This is a genomic window from Nonlabens xiamenensis, from assembly GCF_003865345.1.
Lineage (GTDB): Bacteria > Bacteroidota > Bacteroidia > Flavobacteriales > Flavobacteriaceae > Nonlabens > Nonlabens xiamenensis.
On the sequence record NZ_RMVE01000001.1, the window covers coordinates 290442 to 307194 of the forward strand.

The following is a 16753-nucleotide window of genomic DNA, read 5'->3' on the forward strand; positions in this document are numbered from 1 at the left end:
CGTGCCAAATTAAAATTGCTGGCCGATTATAAAGTGAACGTTCCAACCACTAGGATCATTGCTCACTGCACTAGGAACAGGGTCAAATCCATATCCGAAATCAACCCCCAGCAAACCAAAGGCAGGCATAAATATACGTAATCCTGCGCCAGCAGAGCGCTCAACATCAAACGGATTATAGCTCCTGAACCTGTCATAAGACCCTGCAGCCTCTGCAAAAGTCAAGACATAAATGGAAGCTGCTTGCTCCAATGAGATAGGATAACGCAATTCCATTGAGAATTTATTGTACACGGTATCACCATCATTACTGGTCGTAAGTGAGCTATTGTCATAACCACGCATTCTGATGATATCCCTACCATCCAGTGAAAACGCACCCAATCCATCTCCTCCTACAAAGAACCTTTCAAAAGGAACCAGGCCGCGGTCATTGTTATAAGCGCCTAAGAAACCAAATTCTGTTTTGGTTTGAAGAATAAGTTTTTCGTACAGTTGGGTGTACCAGGTCCCTTCAAACTTGATCTTGTAATATTCTAGGAACTTAAATTTTTCCTGATCGATTTTTCCTTGATCTGCAATTCCATTGGTTTGGAATTCAGGATCATCCTCTAGATTGGCATAATCAACACCATTCCATAAGGAATAAGGCAACGTCATTTTGGCCGTCAAAGAGAAGGAAGAACCATAGGTAGGGAAAATGGGGTTCACCCCTACATTGTTTCTACTCAAACCGATGGTATAGGCCAGGTTATTAGAAAACCCGTTGGGGAAGTTGAACAAGCTGGTCTGATAGTTCTTTAAGTTATAGTGTTGGAAAGAGATTGCTTGGGAAAACTGGAAAAAGTTATCCGGCCACTCTAGGCGTTTGGCGATTCCTACAGTACCTCCAGTAATTAAAAATCTCTGGCTCCGGTCTACTTCCCTGAAGTTTTGCTGATTCACCCTAAACTGTTCACTGTGCGAAAACGACACATTAAAAGAGACGGGTTTTCGACCTCCTAACCAAGGCTCTGTAAAATTGAGGGAATAAGTCCTAAAAATAGTACTCGCTTGCGCCCTGATCGCCAAGGTTTGGCCGTCTCCCATAGGGACAGGTTGGTAGGCTTTTCCATTGAAAAGATTGCGCAAAGAGAAATTATTGAATCGCAGTCCTAAAGTTCCTACAAAACCACCCCCACCGTAGCCTCCTTGAAGTTCGATCTGACTGGCGCCAGCTTCTACCAACTCATATTCCACATCTACAGTACCTTCTTCCTGGCTGACATTCTTCAACTGCGGATTGATTTTTTGGGCATCAAAAAAGCCCAAGGCCCCCAATTCCCTGATTGAATTGATAATCTTCTGGCGGGAATACTTCTCACCTGGAGACGTACGAATCGCGCGATAGATAACATGATCGTTGGTTCGAGTATTTCCGCTGACGCTGATATCGTTGAAATAGGCTTCTTTACCCTCAACGATGCGAATCTCAAAATCAATAGTGTCGTTTTGCACCTTGGTCTCTACCGCATTGACAGACGAAAATAAGTATCCGGTATTTTGGTAGAGATTGGTCAAGTCATCAGAATCAGGATCCTGGGGATTGCTGATGCGCTCGTCAAAGGCAACTCCATTGTATACATCACCTTTTTCTACCTTGATGATACGTCTGAGCTGATCATCTGAATAAACCTGGTTTCCTACAAAGCTGATGTCACCAAAGTAATATTTGTTTCCTTCTTCCACCTTTATATTAAGGGCAATTGTTTTATCATCCACTTTGGTCAAAGTATCAGACACTATTCTGGCATCCCGATACCCTCTTTCCTTATAGGCATCCACAACAGACTCCAGGTCTTCCTGGTAATCCTCTTCAATATATTTAGAACGCTTCAACAAACGGTAGAATCTCTTTTCCTTGGTGTTGGACATCGCTCCTCTCAGTTTCTTATCACTGATCTTTTCATTTCCTTCAAAATTGATCTCGGCAATCTTGACCTTTGGACCGCGATCTACCTCGATCTTCATGTCGACAATATTTTTACCCGTAGTGTCTTCTACTACACGGGTACGTACCAATGCATCAGCATAAAGGAAACCTTTTTTACGGTATTTGTCCTCGATATAAGTACGGGTATTGGTCACGAGGTTTTCGGTCGTCTTACGCCCTTTGGAAAGTTTGAGTTCTTCCTGAAGATCCTTGGTTTGTCCTTTTCTCAATCCTTCAATGGTCACCTCGTTAAGATTGGGCACCTCAATGATATTGATCTCAAGGTTGATGGTATCCACTAAGGCATCATCTGGATTACCTTCGATGCTCGTGGCAAAGATTCGGATATCGCTAAATAGCTTGAGGTCCCACATTTCTTTAACCACACCACTTAGTCTTTCTCCAGGAACGTATATTTCCTCACCCTTACGCAATCCTGTAAAAGCGATCACGGTATTCTCATTATAGGTCTGGCTTCCGGTTACTTTGATGTCCCCAATTTTATATTTGGTAGCATCACCTATGGGTAAGTCCTCTTTTTTCTGGGCAAAAGACATAGCTCCAGACAAGATGCATATGACTATCAATAACTGCTGTAAAAGCGTTTTTGTCATGTTGTTATAATTGTTCACTCGTTTTACCAAACCTTCTCTCTCTATCTTGATAATTATAAATGGCCTCTATAAGGTGTTCCTTCCTGAAGTCTGGCCAAAGAACTTCAGTAAAATATAATTCTGCATAGGCGATTTGCCATAGCAGGAAATTACTGATGCGCTGCTCTCCACTGGTACGGATAAGCAAGTCTACGTCAGGCATAAAACTCGTATAAAGATGCTGATGGATCACTTCATTATCGATATCTTCAATCTCCAGGTTGCCATCCTTTACCTGACTAGCGATATTTTTGATCACGGAAATTAGCTCTTCTCTCGACCCGTAACTCAGCGCGAGCGTCAAACTCATGTGGCTATTGTCCTTGGTGGCTTGTATGACCTCTTGAAGTTCTTTTTGGGCAGTTGCGGGCAGCAATTCCAGCGCGCCCACAGCCTTGAGGGAAATGTTGTTATTTTGTAATGTAGGTAATTCCTTCTTCAGGCTGGAAACCAACAATTTCATTAAGGTGTCTACCTCTAGCTTGGGACGTTTCCAGTTTTCGGTACTAAAAGCGTATAAAGTAAGATATTTAACGCCTAGCTCTGCACAGGTTTCTACAGTTTGCCTAACCGCTTTGGCTCCCTTTTCATGACCACGCACGCGCATCAAACCCTGTTTTTTAGCCCATCGACCATTACCGTCCATAATGACGGCAACATGCGTTGGGATATTCTTAAGCTTAGGTAGATCTTTTGTCATTACTAAAAGTTACAATAGCATGGCTTACGACCAAAGGTGTAGGTCAAGGTGATCCCTGTGAAGATGTACCAGTCATTGTTGTTGACATTTCCAAACTCCAGGACATCAAAATCCTTGCTCCTTACCGGGTTGCTACCATCCAAGTTGTCTGTAAAGGTGTAACGCGCGCCCACCTCTGCTCCGAGGACCCAGTGATCAGCGATATTGGTCTTTACCCCAAATATAATTGGGACCGCAATATCTATCGTTTCACCATACTCCTCCAACTCATTTGTGTTATTTAATGCAAACAGGCTGTAATGAAAACCTGTGAGACCAGTATACAAATAGGGAGTGATGTGTTGTTTTCCAGAATATAACTCCCATTCCCAGAAGGTATACTCGATACCTACACTGGCTTCCAGTAAGGAATAGTTGTATTTATAACCCCTTAAGTCCCTGGAGATATCATCGCTGTCATTATCGTCACCAACCATATTGGCTGCAATAAAAGTTGCCCTAAAACTATGTCGTGGACTGCGGTTCCATTTGAATATTCCTCCAAAAGCGAGATCCTTCAATTGGACATACTGTGTACTCCCCACATCACCCACGACGTTGGAAGTCCCTCCGTAAACTCCTATCTCGTAGGTCTGTGCTTTCGCGAAAGCGCAAACCAAAAAAATTAGTGCCAATACTCCTAACCGCATGAAATTTCTAAAACGTGCAAATATAACAATTCTCTTTACCCAGCATGAGGATTCATGCCCTATTGTAGTACAGAAAACAAGGATTGGATGATTTTATTGTCTAGTTGCGTTTATCTTCACCCCACAACAATTTTTCCCGGATGGTTTTGATAAAGCTTTGGTCCGTCAATTCAATAAGATCGATGGTGAAATCGGCTTTCTTTAAGGTCAAGATGGTCTCATTGGGGTAGCTGGCAATACGGTTGTCTAGAGAAGCCAAAAATTCTTCTTCGCGACCGCTGATACGCAACTCAATCTTAGTATGGTCTGGTATAACCAAAGGACGCGCGTTGAGGTTATGTGGCGCTATAGGCGTGAGTACAAAAGCATCGGTATCTGGAGAAATCAGCGGCCCCCCACAACTCAGACTGTAACCAGTCGAACCTGTTGGAGTAGAAACAATCAATCCATCGGCCCAATAGCTTGTCAGCAGCTCACCATTTAGCATGGTTTCAATTTGGATCATACTGGTGGTGTTCATGCGACTTACGGTCACCTCGTTGAGAGCAAAATTATGGGGTGGCGTATGTTGATCAGCATGGGATGAACTAAGTGTGATCAAGCTGCGCTTACTCAATTGATACCTGCCTTCAAAAAGCGCAACAACCGCTTCTTTGAGTTGGTCTTTATGCAGTGTAGCCAGGAATCCCAGCCTACCCGTATTGACACCTATCACCGGAATATCTGTCTTCCCCACAAAAGAAACAGCCCTCAACACGGTTCCGTCACCACCGATGCTGATCAATACATCATAGGAAGCATCCAAGGTCTCAAAACCTGGTATTCCTGCTCCCACACCTTGTTCGAGCAACATGGTATGAAACTCATTTTCGATAGCCACTTCGCAACCTTTCTCCAGCAAGAGGTACAACAACTCCCTGCATGTGGGCAAGGTATCATCGTGTAGGTAGCGACCGTAAATGGCTATTTTCTGCATGACTTATATATTAAGGTATTTGTCCAGATAGTCTGATCGCTGCTTGAGGGTGTCCAGATAAGAATCTTCCTCGGCCGCGCTGATAATTTCATAGCTATATCGCCTAAAGGTCTGAAGCACCGCGTTCAGGTTTTCAGGACTGATTTTAAGGGTGATTTCAGATAGGTGGTCCCGGTAGCCACTGATAAAACATCCAAACACCCTGGAATCATTGGACTCCACGATCTGGATAATCTCACTGAAGGAATAATCAGTAGAGCCTTTTTCAATCACGATCACTGCTCCTGATTCATACATAAAGGGAGCATCATTAAAGATTTCCATGATATCTTTAAGCTCATAGTAGCCCTGATATTCTAGCTGGGCATTAAGTACAGGCATGATATTGGACTGGCTTTGGGCAAAAGCTTCCAATACGTCCAACCAGTGGGTGTCCTCCCGAACTTGAAAAGAGTCCAGAGAATATTTGATTTCGTTTAATTTTTGGTTGGATTCAAAGCAATGTGCATCATTTTCACTCAGACAACCTATATAACTCCCCTTATCCATCACTGGAAGGTGGGAATAAGTGAGCTGGGAAAAAATGGCCTGAGCTTTTGAAATAGGGGCATCCATTCCTAGTGGCTCCACATCATTGATGATATAGTCTGTGATGTTCATGAATTCCGGTTTTCATGCAAATTAATCAATTCTGCACTTATGCCAACATGAGGTTCCTTTGTATTTTTGGTAAAAAATACAGCGATGGCCATACTGAGCGTAAATGTGAACAAGATTGCAACCCTGCGCAATTCCAGGGGAGGAAATGTGCCAGATTTGATCAAGACCTCTATGGATATTGAGCGATTTGGTGCTCAGGGGATCACAATCCACCCGAGACCTGACGAGCGTCATATCAGGTATCAAGATGCCAGAGACTTGAAAAAAGTGGTTCAAACCGAATTGAATATAGAAGGCAACCCTATTGAGAGCTTTGTACAACTGGTGGATGAGGTCAAACCCGCGCAAGTTACATTAGTGCCTGATGCACCAGATGCCATTACCTCCAATGCAGGATGGGACACCTTAAAACATAAAGATCTGCTGAGTGAAATGGTAAAACATTTTAAAAAACAAGGTATACGAACAAGTATTTTTATTGATCCAGTGGTGTCAATGGTAGAAGGTGCAGCTGCCATTGGTGTAGATCGTATCGAATTATATACGGAGGATTATGCCAAAAATTACCCCAACGACCCACGCAAAGCCATTGCTCCATATATTGAAGCAGCTACCGCAGCCAGCAAAGTGGGTCTAGGTATTAATGCGGGTCATGATTTATCCTTGGACAATCTTAAATATTTTGCCCAGGAGATTCCAGATTTGCTAGAAGTATCTATAGGACACGCCTTGATTTCTGAGAGTCTATACTTAGGCCTGGAGAATGTCATCAATATGTATAAAGCCCGTTTAGCCTGATGTTACACAGTATTATTTTAGGAAAAGGCCAACCGTTTTTAATCCTACACGGATTCCTTGGTATGGCAGACAATTGGAAAACCTTGGGTAGACAATGGAGCGAATCAGGTTTTCAAGTTCATTTGATCGATCAACGCAATCACGGACGTAGCCCACATAGCTCTGAATTTAGTTATGAAATGATGGCCCAAGATATCAAAGACTATTGTTCAGCTCACGGACTGGAACAGATTATTCTTTTAGGACACAGCATGGGCGGAAAAGTAGCCATGAAAGCCGTCAGCCTGTTTCCAACACTCATCGATAAATTGATTATCGCAGACATCGCGCCAAAGCCTTATCCTCCCCACCACAGCGACATCATCAATGCGTTAAAGTCGGTTGATCTTTCACAGGTCAATAGTCGTCAGGAGGCTGATGAAGTGCTGGAAGCTAAAATTAAAGACTTTGGCACCAGGCAATTTTTACTCAAAAGTTTATATCGCAAAAAAGAAGGAATCTATAATTGGCGGTTTAACCTGGATGTTCTGGGAGAGGCACAGGAAAAGGTTGGTGTACATGAGGACATCCATCCAGTCATTGAGGTTGATACGCTTTTTATCAGAGGTGGGGAATCTGGCTATATTACGGATCAGGACAAGATGTTGATTGATCACGCTTTCGCGAAAGCAGAATTGAAGACAATCAAAGGTGCTGGACACTGGCTTCATGCGCAGAAACCACAAGAGTTTTTCACATATGTTATGGAATTCCTAAAATAAAACATATTATGCAAGCATAATATTAACGAAATCGCTTGCGTAACATTAATTTAATATTAAATTTGACCACAACTTAATTAATTTATTTTTACAAACCCTTGATTATGAACAAACTGAAAGTTTTTGTTGTGCTTTGTTTGATCTCTACGTTTGCTTATGCTGGTGGATATCGTGTGAGTACGCAGAGTAACAAGCAGTTGGCTATGGGACACACTGGTGTTGCCGTTGTCAATAGTGCCGACATCTTATTCTTCAACCCGGCTGGACTGGTGCATTTGGAGAATAAATTGAGTGTAAGTGCAGGTGGATTTGGTGTTTTTTCTGACGTAAAGTACCAAAATGAAGATTTCGGAACCTTCGCAGAAACTGATAGCCCAGCAGGTACCCCAGTTTATCTGTATGCGACTTATAAAATTACAGAGGATTTTGCCGCTGGTATTGGTGTTTATACACCTTATGGGAGTAACGTAACCTGGCCAACTGACTGGGCTGGATCCCACCTGGTAAATGAAATCGAATTGAGCGCTATTTTTATCCAACCTACACTTTCTTACCAACTTTTTGACAGTGTAAGTATTGGTGGTGGACCGATCCTTGCGATTGGAGGAGTAGAGTTTAACCGTAATGCCAGTCGTACACTCACTGATGAGCAAGGTAATCGTTCTAACATCGCTATTGAAGACTCTGGTGTAACCGCTTGGGGATGGAGCGCAGGTTTGATGTTTACCCCTAGCGATAAGTTCACTTTAGGATTTAACTACAGATCCTTGATCGACATTGAGAGTGAAGAAGGCACGGCCACTTTCTCTAACTTTCCTAATAGTTCGCTGACTCCAGACAATGGAACTACTGGATTCACAGCAACACTTCCCCTACCAGCGGAAGCGACTTTAGGTATCTCTTACAAACTAAGTGATAAATTATTGCTTGCTTTTGACTACAATCGTGCTTTCTGGAGTGAATACAACAGTTTGGACATTGAGTTTGACAATGGTATAGTCTCTGAGAACCCCAGAAACTACAAAGATTCTTCTACTTACAGGTTTGGAGCGCAATATCAGGCGTTGGATAATCTTGTCGTCAGGGCAGGTTACTATTTTGATGAATCTCCCGTACGGTCTGGTTACTTTGCCCCTGAAACACCTAGAAATGATTCCAATGGTTACACGTTTGGACTTTCTTATCAGATCAGCCCAAAGTTTGCCATCGATGCTTCTGTGCTTTATTTGAGGTTCAAGGAGATCACTGAGTCCTATGACTTTTACTTTGATACGGGTTCACCGGTAGCTGCTCCATTTGAGGGAACTTATAAATCCTCGGCCTTGATCGCTGGATTAGGTCTGACTTACAACATGTAATAAAAAATAAGATGATGAAAAATAATTTAAGATATATAGCTTTATTGCTGGCGGGAGTTGCCATAGTGGGTTGTGAGCCAGAATTTGACAATCCGATTGAAGATGCAGATACATACACGTCTGGTGAGGCAGACTTCTCCAAATTTGTAACGGTAGGAAACTCTTTGACTGCTGGTTTTGCAGATGGTGCCTTATATCGCAGCGCACAACAAAACTCTTTTCCTGCCATCATTGCAGGTCAGATGGAATTAGCCGGTGGAGGCGAATTCAATCAGCCTTTGATGGATGATAATCTGGGTGGCCTACTTTTAAACGGTGTGCAGATCTTGCCTAACCGTTTCGTACTGGCCTCTGATGGTGCAGGAACACCCGTTGGTCCCGCCGTTTTGAACGGTACACCAACTACTGAAACAACAGAAAAAGTCACCATATCATTGAACAATTTTGGTGTTCCTGGAGCAAGAGTTTATCACTTGCCCGCGCCCAATTACGGTGATCCTGCAGGAGTACCCGCTGGAACGGCCAATCCTTACTTTGCTCGTTTTTCTAGCTCCAATAGTGCTACCGTTATTGCAGATGCAGCTGCGGCCAATGGTACTTTTTTTACGCTTTGGATCGGTAACAATGACATCCTGGGTTATGCAACCAGTGGCGGTGTAGGTGTTGATAACAACGAAACAATGAATGTCAACCCTGCAACCCAAGGTAGCAACAGCATCACTAATAACAATGTGTTTGCAGGAGTCTACCAACAGTTGGTAGCAGCCATGACAGCAAATGGTGCCAAAGGTGCGCTAGTGAACATACCAGATGTTACAAGCATACCATTTTTTACCACTGTACCATTTGCTCCATTGGATCCTACTGACGCAACATTTGCGGCCCAAATTCCAGCACTTAACGCATTTTATCAGGACCTTAACCAAGCTTTTGTTGCTTTTGGTTTTCCTGAGAGACAAGTAAGTTTCTCAATGACCGCGGCGAGCCCGCTTGTTGTTCGTGATGAAACCTTGGTTGATATTACTCCCCAATTGACTGCTGCCCTAACGCCGTCCTTTGGACCAGCCGCAGGAGCCATCGCTGAGCAATTCGGACAAATCAGGCCCGCCAATAGTTCTGATCTGATCACTTTTACAAGTGCACCAATTATCGGACAGCTTAATCAAGACAATCTCACTCGCTTGGTGAATGCAGGAATTCCACAACAGCAAGCCGCATTATTGTCTGCAAATGGTTTAACTTTTGCGATGCAGGACCAAAACGTATTGACTCAGGATGAGCAAGACCGAGTAACGGCGGCTCAACAAGCCTATAACAATGTTATTCAACAATTGGCTGCGGATAATGGTTTGGCTTATGTAGATGCTAGAGCAGCACTGGCTGATGTTGCTGCTGGTGGAGTTGGCTATAACGGCGGTGTGTTGACATCTACTTATGCAAATGGAGGAGCATTCTCTTTGGACGGCGTACACCCGACAGGAAGAGGTTATGCCTTTACGGCCAATGTGATCATCGATGCCATCAATGCGCAATATGGTTCAACGTTACCTAGAGTAGATATTGGTAATTATCCATCTGTACAGCCTAGTGACGACGTACAATAAACAAAATTTATTTCCTTATATAATCCGCTCAAGAATTCTTGAGCGGATTTTTTATTTTTACCCTAAACCGTATTCATGAAATTTATCATCAAATTATTGGTCACCGCTGCTATCGTGGTAGGACTCGCAAAACTGTTACCAAGTATACAAGTATCTGGATACTTCACTGCCATTTTGGTGGCATTGGTCATCTCGATTCTTAATTTTATCGTACGACCTATTCTGGTTGTGCTTACCCTGCCCATAACCATCATCACGTTAGGCTTATTTTTATTGGTCATTAACGTGATTATCGTGCACCTGGCAGATTGGTTAGTGCCAGGATTTGAGGTGGACGGATTCTTTTGGACTTTGATCTTTTCCCTATTACTTGCTCTGGCTCGTTCGGTCCTTGATAGCATGATAGATAAGGAAAAAGCATAGGTTAGTTGAAAGATGGCTTGTCTGATAATTCTTTGACCCTACGTCAGTAGTTCTAGTAAGCAGACATAGGACCGAAAGATTTTATGAGCGTTAAATAAAGGCTTTGTTTACAAGCAAATAAAGACTAATTTTGCAGCCCAATTTTAACAGCACTTAAAAGTCTTTAAATGAATATCAAACGTACTGACGTAGACGCGCTTAATGCGACGCTTACCCTAGACATCGCTCAAGCAGATTATCAGGACAAGGTAGACAAGATCCTTGCTGACTACCGCAAGACAGCCAATATACCAGGTTTTAGAAAAGGACATGTACCTGCAAGCCTGATTAGAAAAAAATACCGTACACCAATACTTGTGGACGAGATCAATAAGTTGATCCAGCACGAGCTGAATGAATACATTACCAAAGAGGATCTTAACCTATTAGGCAACCCATTGCCTAAAGAACAGGAAAGTATCGATTGGGAAGGAGAAGATTTTAGCTTTGAGTTTGAGATAGGCTTGGCACCTGATTTTGAAGTGGATGTGAAAGGTAAAAAAGCCATCACCCACTACGAGATCAAAACTGACGATAAAACCATCAACGACCAGATTGATAGAGTACGCGAGCAATACGGAAGATTGGTAGCAAAGAAAGAAGTAGCCGAAGGCGATGAAGTCACTGGAGTATTTCGAAACGACGATGAAAATATCAATACAGACGCAACCTTCAGCACTTCCAAAATCAAAGGAAAAACCAATCTTAAGAAATTGGTAGGGGCAAAAGTAGGTGATCAAATCGAATTCAAAACCAAGAATCTTTTTAATGAGGAAACGGATCTTGCTCATTACCTAAAGTTGGAGAATGATCAAGCCAGCGATTTGAATGTAGCCGTTACTTTTGAAATCACAGAGGTAAATACGCGGGAGAAAGCAGAATTGAATCAAGAGTTTTTTGATAAACTTTTTGGGCCTGATGTCATCAAAAGTGAAGAAGAATTAAGGGAACGCTTACGCGAAGATGCCAAAAAGCAATTTGAACAACAGACTGATCAAAAATTGCTGACTGACGTTACCGAATCATTGATAGAAAATACCAAGTTTGACCTACCGGCCGACTTTCTTAAGCGTTGGATCGCCAATAATGGCGAAAACGAATTGACAGAGGAAGAAGCGGCACAGGAATATGAACGCTCTGAAAAAGGTTTGAGATACCAATTGATCGAGTCCAATATTGTAAAAAACAACGAGGACCTACAATTGAAGTTTGAGGACCTTCAAGCTTATGCCAGAGATATGATCCGTCAGCAAATGGCTCAATATGGACACACTGACGCTACTGACGAGGAAGTCGACCAAGTGGTTGCACGTATCATGAGTAATCAGGACGAGGTCAAGCGAATGAGCGAGCAGCTGCAAAATGAAAAAATGCTGAAGTTCTTTAAAGAAAATGCGAAATTAAAAAAGAAAGAATTGACTTACGAAGAGTTCATCAAGGAAGCATACGACGCATAGTCACTTCTTAATTCGTACCTTTAGGCGTTGACTATTTTATTATGAAGTTAACGCCTTTTTTATTCATTACACCCTATTATTACATTCTATGGATATCAAAAAAGAATTTGAAAAATTTGCGGTAAAAGATCAGGGCGTGAACCCGATGTATTACGATAAAATCATGGGGAGCATGTACCCCACTAATCTGACTCCCAATATCATAGAAGAAAGACAGATGAATGTTCTTGCAATGGACGTTTTCTCCAGATTGATGATGGACCGCATTATCTTTATGGGAACAGGAGTGAACGACCAAGTGGCCAATATCGTTCAAGCCCAATTGCTGTTTTTGGAAAGTGCAGATGCCTCCAAGGACATCCAGATCTATATTAATTCGCCAGGAGGAAGTGTTTATGCGGGATTAGGAATCTATGATACTATGCAATTCATCAAACCGGATGTCGCTACCATTTGTACTGGTATGGCTGCAAGCATGGGAGCTGTATTATTGTGCGCAGGAGCTGATGGAAAACGTAGCGCCTTACCACACAGTCGCGTGATGATCCACCAAGTTTCCAGCGGCGCTCAAGGTCAAGCCAGTGATATTGCGATCACAGCCGCAGAGGTTGTGAAACTTAGAGAGGAATTATATAATATCATCGCAAAACACTCTGATCAGACCTATGACAAGGTTTATGAAGATGCAGATAGGGATTATTGGATGAAAGCCGACGAAGCCAAAGAGTACGGCATGATTGATGAAGTATTGAGAAGGGATTAATTTTCGTATATCAACAGCTAAGCAGATTCTATTGAATTGAAGGGTGAGACAATCGCCAAAGTTGACCACAGTTTTCCATCCAATAGATCTATGATTAACACAGCATAGAATAATTGCTCTAAGCATCCGCTCTGGACGCTCAATGTGGCTTATGGCCCAAACAAATAAATCATGAGTAAAGAACAACTAGAATGCAGTTTTTGCGGTCGAAATAAGGCCGAAACCAATTTGCTGATCGCAGGACTGGATGCACATATCTGTGACCGCTGTATCGAGCAAGCCCATGGTATCGTAATGGAGGATACCAGTGTAGAAAAACCTGGTGTATCCAAATCAGAGCTGGAACTCAAAAAACCCAAAGCCATCAAGGAATTCTTGGACGAATACATTATCGGGCAAGAATTCACCAAAAAAGTAATGTCCGTCGCCGTTTACAATCACTATAAAAGGTTGTTACAGCCAGCGACGGAAGATGACGTGGAAATCCAAAAATCCAACATCATGATGGTAGGCCAGACAGGAACTGGAAAAACCCTGATTGCTAAGACCATTGCTAGGATGTTGAACGTACCTCTGGCTATCGTTGATGCGACCGTGCTAACCGAGGCTGGTTACGTAGGTGAAGATGTAGAGAGTATACTGACCCGATTACTTCAGGCGGCCGATTATAATTTAGAAAAGGCCCAGACGGGAATTGTTTTTATCGATGAGATTGATAAAATTGCCCGTAAAAGTGATAATCCATCTATCACCAGAGATGTCTCTGGCGAAGGGGTTCAGCAGGGACTATTAAAACTGTTGGAAGGAACCGTCGTCAATGTCCCACCCAAAGGTGGTCGTAAACATCCAGATCAAAAGTTCATTGAAGTTAATACAGAAAATATTCTCTTTATCGCTGGTGGAGCCTTTGACGGTATAGAAAAGGTGATCCGCAAACGATTAAATATGCAGGCCGTAGGTTTTAGTGCCAGCATGTCCAATGATATCGTAGCAGAAAAAGATAATCTGCTGCAGTATATTATCCCTAAAGACGTTAAAGATTTTGGTATGATTCCAGAAATCATAGGAAGATTACCGGTATTAACCCATATGAATCCGCTGGACGCTGGAACATTAAGGGCTATTTTAACCGAACCAAAAAATGCGATCATCAAACAGTACAAGAAACTCTTTGCAATGGACGACATCGAGTTTGAAATTACTGAAGATGCACTGGAGTATATTGTGAGTAAAGCCATCGAATACAAGTTGGGTGCTCGCGGACTACGCTCTTTGTGTGAGGCCATTCTCACCGATGCCATGTTTGACCTTCCAGGAACAGAAGAGCAAACACTGCGAGTAACAGAAGATTATGCAGCGGCAAAGCTCAGTAAAAGTGGTATCCAGAAATTAAAGGCGGTGGGCTAGTCACTACCAATAATAATTACAGTTAAAGTACCTTTTAAATTGAAGTGAATCGCAGGGACTGAATTCTATTTTCCTGATTCTACACAATCCGCTTAACTTGCCATCGTTTCTAGTACAGATGAAAAAAGCATTGCATTATTTATTATTGATCACGCTTATCGCCGTGGCCTTGGTACAATGTGCCAAAAAAGGAACCCCAACCGGCGGACCCATTGATGAAACACCACCAGCCATTGTTCGTGCTTCTCCGCCTAACTTCACCACAAATTTCAGCGGTCAGGAAATTGAGATTCAATTCAATGAATATGTCAAACTTAAGGAGCTGCAGAAACAGCTGGTAATTTCCCCACCTCTTAAGACTCGCCCACTGATTACTCCGCAAGGTAGTGCCTCTAAAAAAATTAATATAACCATCACCGATACGTTGAAGGAGAACACGACTTATGTGTTTGATTTTGGTCAGAGTATTGTAGATAACAATGAAGAGAACCCATATCCTTTTTTCAAATATGTATTCAGTACTGGACCAGTCATAGATTCTTTGACGCTCAAAGGCGAAATTATCGACGCTATCAAGTTTGAGCCTGAAGAATTTGTCAATGTGCTGCTCTATGAGGTCAATGAAAGCTATACCGACAGCATTATTTATAACGGTCAGCCTAATTATGTGCTGAACACCTTGGACAGCCTTACCACCTTTACCATGGAAAACTTAAAGGAAGGTACCTACAAGATGGTGGCGCTGAAGGAAGACAATCGCAACCTCAGCTTTAATCCAGGTCGGGATAAGATTGGTTTTGTCTCCGGATTTGTGAAGGTGCCCAGTGATACCGTATATACCATCAAGATGTATGACCAGGAATTGGACTCCTCCATCAAAAAAATCACCCAGGAAGCCCAATCCAAACTTTTTATTGGGTACACGGGAGACCTAAGCACAGTTGAGATCCAACCCAATCCGGAAAACCTGTTTGAGGCTACAAGACTTACCAGCTTTGAAGACAAGGATACACTGCAGTACTGGTTCAGACCAGCCTTGGAACAGGATAGCTTGCTATTAAATACCAGAGTTGCCGATTTCGAAAAAGAATTTAAGGTTCGTATCAAAGAATTGAAGAGAGATAGCTTGAGCCTAAGTAAAAAAGGCGAACTTTCGTTGCGCAATCCAGCGGCCATCAGTGCTACCACACCTATCAACACCGTCAATACGGACAAAATCAGTCTAATCGACAAGGATAGTTTGAATATGGAATTCACTGTTGTGCTGGACTCACTCAAAAACCTTGCTACTTTCAAGTTTCCCAGGGATGAGGATCAACGCTATACCTTACAATTATTACCTGGAGCGATTACAGACTTCTATGGCAGTCAGAATCTCGACACCCTCGCATTAAAATACAGCACCAGGAGTGCTTATGACTACGGAAATATCTTTGTGACCCTGGTGGGTTCCTCCACTACCCCACTACTTCTACAAGTAGTTAAAAAAGACCTGAGCCTGGTAGCTGAACAAAGCGTGACTGAAGCCGATGAGTACGAATTCAATTTTTTGGATCCAGGGGATTATTATCTAAGACTGGTGTACGATCGAAACGATAACGGGAGGTACGATGGAGGTAATTTTCTTCAAGACATCCAGCCTGAACGCGTAGTTTACTATCCCGATTTAATCAATTTACTCAAGAATTTTGATCGGTACTATACACTTCGTGTAGACTAAAAGCATCTCTATCTTCCAGGAACCTCAGCTTGCCTCTATAGTTGTTTAATCCCTTTTTGGACAGCTTAACCTCCTGAATCCCTGCGGTGATCCACGGATGTTCAAGCATAGCATTGCCTAGCACGTCATACACCTGTGAATGGCCGCTATAATCCATGCCAGTTCCATCCTTGCCGATCCGGTTCACTCCGACGACATAGCTCATGTTTTCAATCGCTCTGGCCTTTAATAAGGCATCCCAGGCATTTACTCTCGGCACAGGCCAGTTGGCCACATAAAGTGCTACATCATAGTCCTGGGTATTTCTGGAATAGACTGGAAACCTGAGGTCATAACAGATTTGCAGCAAAAATTTCCAACCTTTATAAGAAGTAGTCACAGGTTGTCCCCCTTGATGGTATACTTCATGCTCACCAGCCAGCGTAAAAGTATGTCGCTTATCGTAGAGCTCAAAGGTGGCGTCAGGTCGCATAAAAATCCCCCTATTCACATAAAACTCTCCAGTATAAAACATCACGCTGCCATAAATGGCGTAATTTCCTCGGGCAGCATGATCTTTTAAATAGTCCAGTATTTCATCTCCGCTGGCCAATCCTTGGGGATTCATAGAAAACCCGGTGGTGAACATTTCTGGCAATACGACCAGGTCAGTAGCACCATATAATTTGACCAATTTGGTAGAAATATCGTTTAAATTGGCTGTTGGATTTTCCCAATGCAGCATATCCTGAATCAGGCTTACCTTTAAGTCATTGCTATCCATGCCCAACTGT

At 42.7% G+C, this 16753-nt stretch carries 15 protein-coding genes; 9 read left to right on the top strand and 6 right to left on the bottom strand.

Translation table 11 applies throughout. The features are described from left to right. Positions 1–9 precede the first annotated feature (9 nt). The 5 genes from bamA to EGM47_RS01365 form a co-directional block, all read right to left on the bottom strand. On the bottom strand, positions 10–2586 hold the full coding sequence (gene bamA, locus EGM47_RS01345; RefSeq protein ID WP_124978969.1) for an outer membrane protein assembly factor BamA: 2577 nt from the start codon (positions 2584–2586) through the stop codon (positions 10–12). Between the two features lie 4 nt (positions 2587–2590). Next, positions 2591–3325 (bottom strand): isoprenyl transferase, encoded by a 735-nt coding sequence (locus EGM47_RS01350; protein WP_124978970.1) that lies wholly within the window; start codon positions 3323–3325, stop codon positions 2591–2593. Positions 3326–3327: 2 nt separating this feature from the next. Continuing rightward, the gene (gene porG / locus EGM47_RS01355; protein WP_124978971.1) at positions 3328–4014 is read right to left on the bottom strand and encodes a type IX secretion system protein PorG; all 687 of its coding nucleotides are present in this window, start codon (positions 4012–4014) and stop codon (positions 3328–3330) included. Between the two features lie 100 nt (positions 4015–4114). Beyond that, a complete protein-coding gene (locus tag EGM47_RS01360) occupies positions 4115–4990 on the bottom strand; it encodes an NAD kinase (protein ID WP_124978972.1) in 876 nt (291 codons plus the stop codon). Between the two features lie 3 nt (positions 4991–4993). Next, positions 4994–5650 carry a CBS domain-containing protein gene (locus EGM47_RS01365; protein ID WP_124978973.1) on the bottom strand — a complete coding sequence of 219 codons (657 nt, stop codon included), beginning with the start codon at positions 5648–5650 and terminating at the stop codon, positions 4994–4996. A gap of 84 nt (positions 5651–5734) precedes the next feature. Between EGM47_RS01365 and EGM47_RS01370 the strand changes: the two genes are divergently transcribed. From EGM47_RS01370 to EGM47_RS01410, 9 genes are all read left to right on the top strand, one after another. Next, entirely contained in the window at positions 5735–6448 is a 714-nt protein-coding gene (locus EGM47_RS01370; RefSeq protein ID WP_124978974.1) for a pyridoxine 5'-phosphate synthase, read from the top strand. Beyond that, the gene (locus tag EGM47_RS01375) at positions 6448–7209 is read left to right on the top strand and encodes an alpha/beta fold hydrolase (protein WP_124978975.1); all 762 of its coding nucleotides are present in this window, start codon (positions 6448–6450) and stop codon (positions 7207–7209) included. The genes EGM47_RS01370 and EGM47_RS01375 overlap by 1 nt, the downstream gene beginning before the upstream one ends. Positions 7210–7313: 104 nt before the next feature. Next, positions 7314–8567, top strand: a complete 1254-nt coding sequence (locus EGM47_RS01380; protein WP_206052092.1) for an OmpP1/FadL family transporter — start codon at positions 7314–7316, stop codon at positions 8565–8567. A gap of 14 nt (positions 8568–8581) precedes the next feature. Beyond that, positions 8582–10171, top strand: a complete 1590-nt coding sequence (locus EGM47_RS01385; protein WP_164510801.1) for a G-D-S-L family lipolytic protein — start codon at positions 8582–8584, stop codon at positions 10169–10171. A gap of 75 nt (positions 10172–10246) precedes the next feature. Then, on the top strand, positions 10247–10594 hold the full coding sequence (locus EGM47_RS01390) for a phage holin family protein (protein ID WP_124978977.1): 348 nt from the start codon (positions 10247–10249) through the stop codon (positions 10592–10594). A 167-nt stretch (positions 10595–10761) separates the two neighbouring features. Continuing rightward, positions 10762–12090, top strand: a complete 1329-nt coding sequence (tig, locus tag EGM47_RS01395) for a trigger factor (protein ID WP_124978978.1) — start codon at positions 10762–10764, stop codon at positions 12088–12090. Positions 12091–12178: 88 nt separating this feature from the next. After that, positions 12179–12853, top strand: coding sequence for a ClpP family protease (locus tag EGM47_RS01400; RefSeq protein ID WP_124978979.1), 675 nt, complete (start codon positions 12179–12181; stop codon positions 12851–12853). A 171-nt stretch (positions 12854–13024) separates the two neighbouring features. Then, positions 13025–14260, top strand: coding sequence for an ATP-dependent Clp protease ATP-binding subunit ClpX (clpX, locus tag EGM47_RS01405; RefSeq protein WP_124978980.1), 1236 nt, complete (start codon positions 13025–13027; stop codon positions 14258–14260). Between the two features lie 118 nt (positions 14261–14378). Continuing rightward, positions 14379–15980: an Ig-like domain-containing protein gene (locus EGM47_RS01410; protein ID WP_124978981.1), complete on the top strand. Its 1602-nt coding sequence runs from the start codon at positions 14379–14381 to the stop codon at positions 15978–15980. Here the strand turns inward: EGM47_RS01410 and EGM47_RS01415 are convergent. Then, positions 15940–16743 (bottom strand): amidohydrolase, encoded by an 804-nt coding sequence (locus tag EGM47_RS01415; RefSeq protein WP_124978982.1) that lies wholly within the window; start codon positions 16741–16743, stop codon positions 15940–15942. The two genes, EGM47_RS01410 and EGM47_RS01415, sit on opposite strands and share 41 nt — an antisense overlap. Positions 16744–16753: the final 10 nt, after the last annotated feature.

Coding starts and splice junctions, on each gene's coding strand:
- EGM47_RS01400 (WP_124978979.1), top strand. CDS start 12,179: ATGGATATCAAAAAAGAATTTGAAAAATTTGCGGTAAAAGATCAGGGC.
- EGM47_RS01385 (WP_164510801.1), top strand. CDS start 8,582: ATGAAAAATAATTTAAGATATATAGCTTTATTGCTGGCGGGAGTTGCC.
- EGM47_RS01375 (WP_124978975.1), top strand. CDS start 6,448: ATGTTACACAGTATTATTTTAGGAAAAGGCCAACCGTTTTTAATCCTA.
- tig (WP_124978978.1), top strand. CDS start 10,762: ATGAATATCAAACGTACTGACGTAGACGCGCTTAATGCGACGCTTACC.
- EGM47_RS01410 (WP_124978981.1), top strand. CDS start 14,379: ATGAAAAAAGCATTGCATTATTTATTATTGATCACGCTTATCGCCGTG.
- bamA (WP_124978969.1), bottom strand. CDS start 2,586: ATGACAAAAACGCTTTTACAGCAGTTATTGATAGTCATATGCATCTTG.
- EGM47_RS01365 (WP_124978973.1), bottom strand. CDS start 5,650: ATGAACATCACAGACTATATCATCAATGATGTGGAGCCACTAGGAATG.
- EGM47_RS01380 (WP_206052092.1), top strand. CDS start 7,314: ATGAACAAACTGAAAGTTTTTGTTGTGCTTTGTTTGATCTCTACGTTT.
- clpX (WP_124978980.1), top strand. CDS start 13,025: ATGAGTAAAGAACAACTAGAATGCAGTTTTTGCGGTCGAAATAAGGCC.
- EGM47_RS01415 (WP_124978982.1), bottom strand. CDS start 16,743: ATGGATAGCAATGACTTAAAGGTAAGCCTGATTCAGGATATGCTGCAT.
- porG (WP_124978971.1), bottom strand. CDS start 4,014: ATGCGGTTAGGAGTATTGGCACTAATTTTTTTGGTTTGCGCTTTCGCG.
- EGM47_RS01370 (WP_124978974.1), top strand. CDS start 5,735: ATGGCCATACTGAGCGTAAATGTGAACAAGATTGCAACCCTGCGCAAT.
- EGM47_RS01390 (WP_124978977.1), top strand. CDS start 10,247: ATGAAATTTATCATCAAATTATTGGTCACCGCTGCTATCGTGGTAGGA.
- EGM47_RS01350 (WP_124978970.1), bottom strand. CDS start 3,325: ATGACAAAAGATCTACCTAAGCTTAAGAATATCCCAACGCATGTTGCC.
- EGM47_RS01360 (WP_124978972.1), bottom strand. CDS start 4,990: ATGCAGAAAATAGCCATTTACGGTCGCTACCTACACGATGATACCTTG.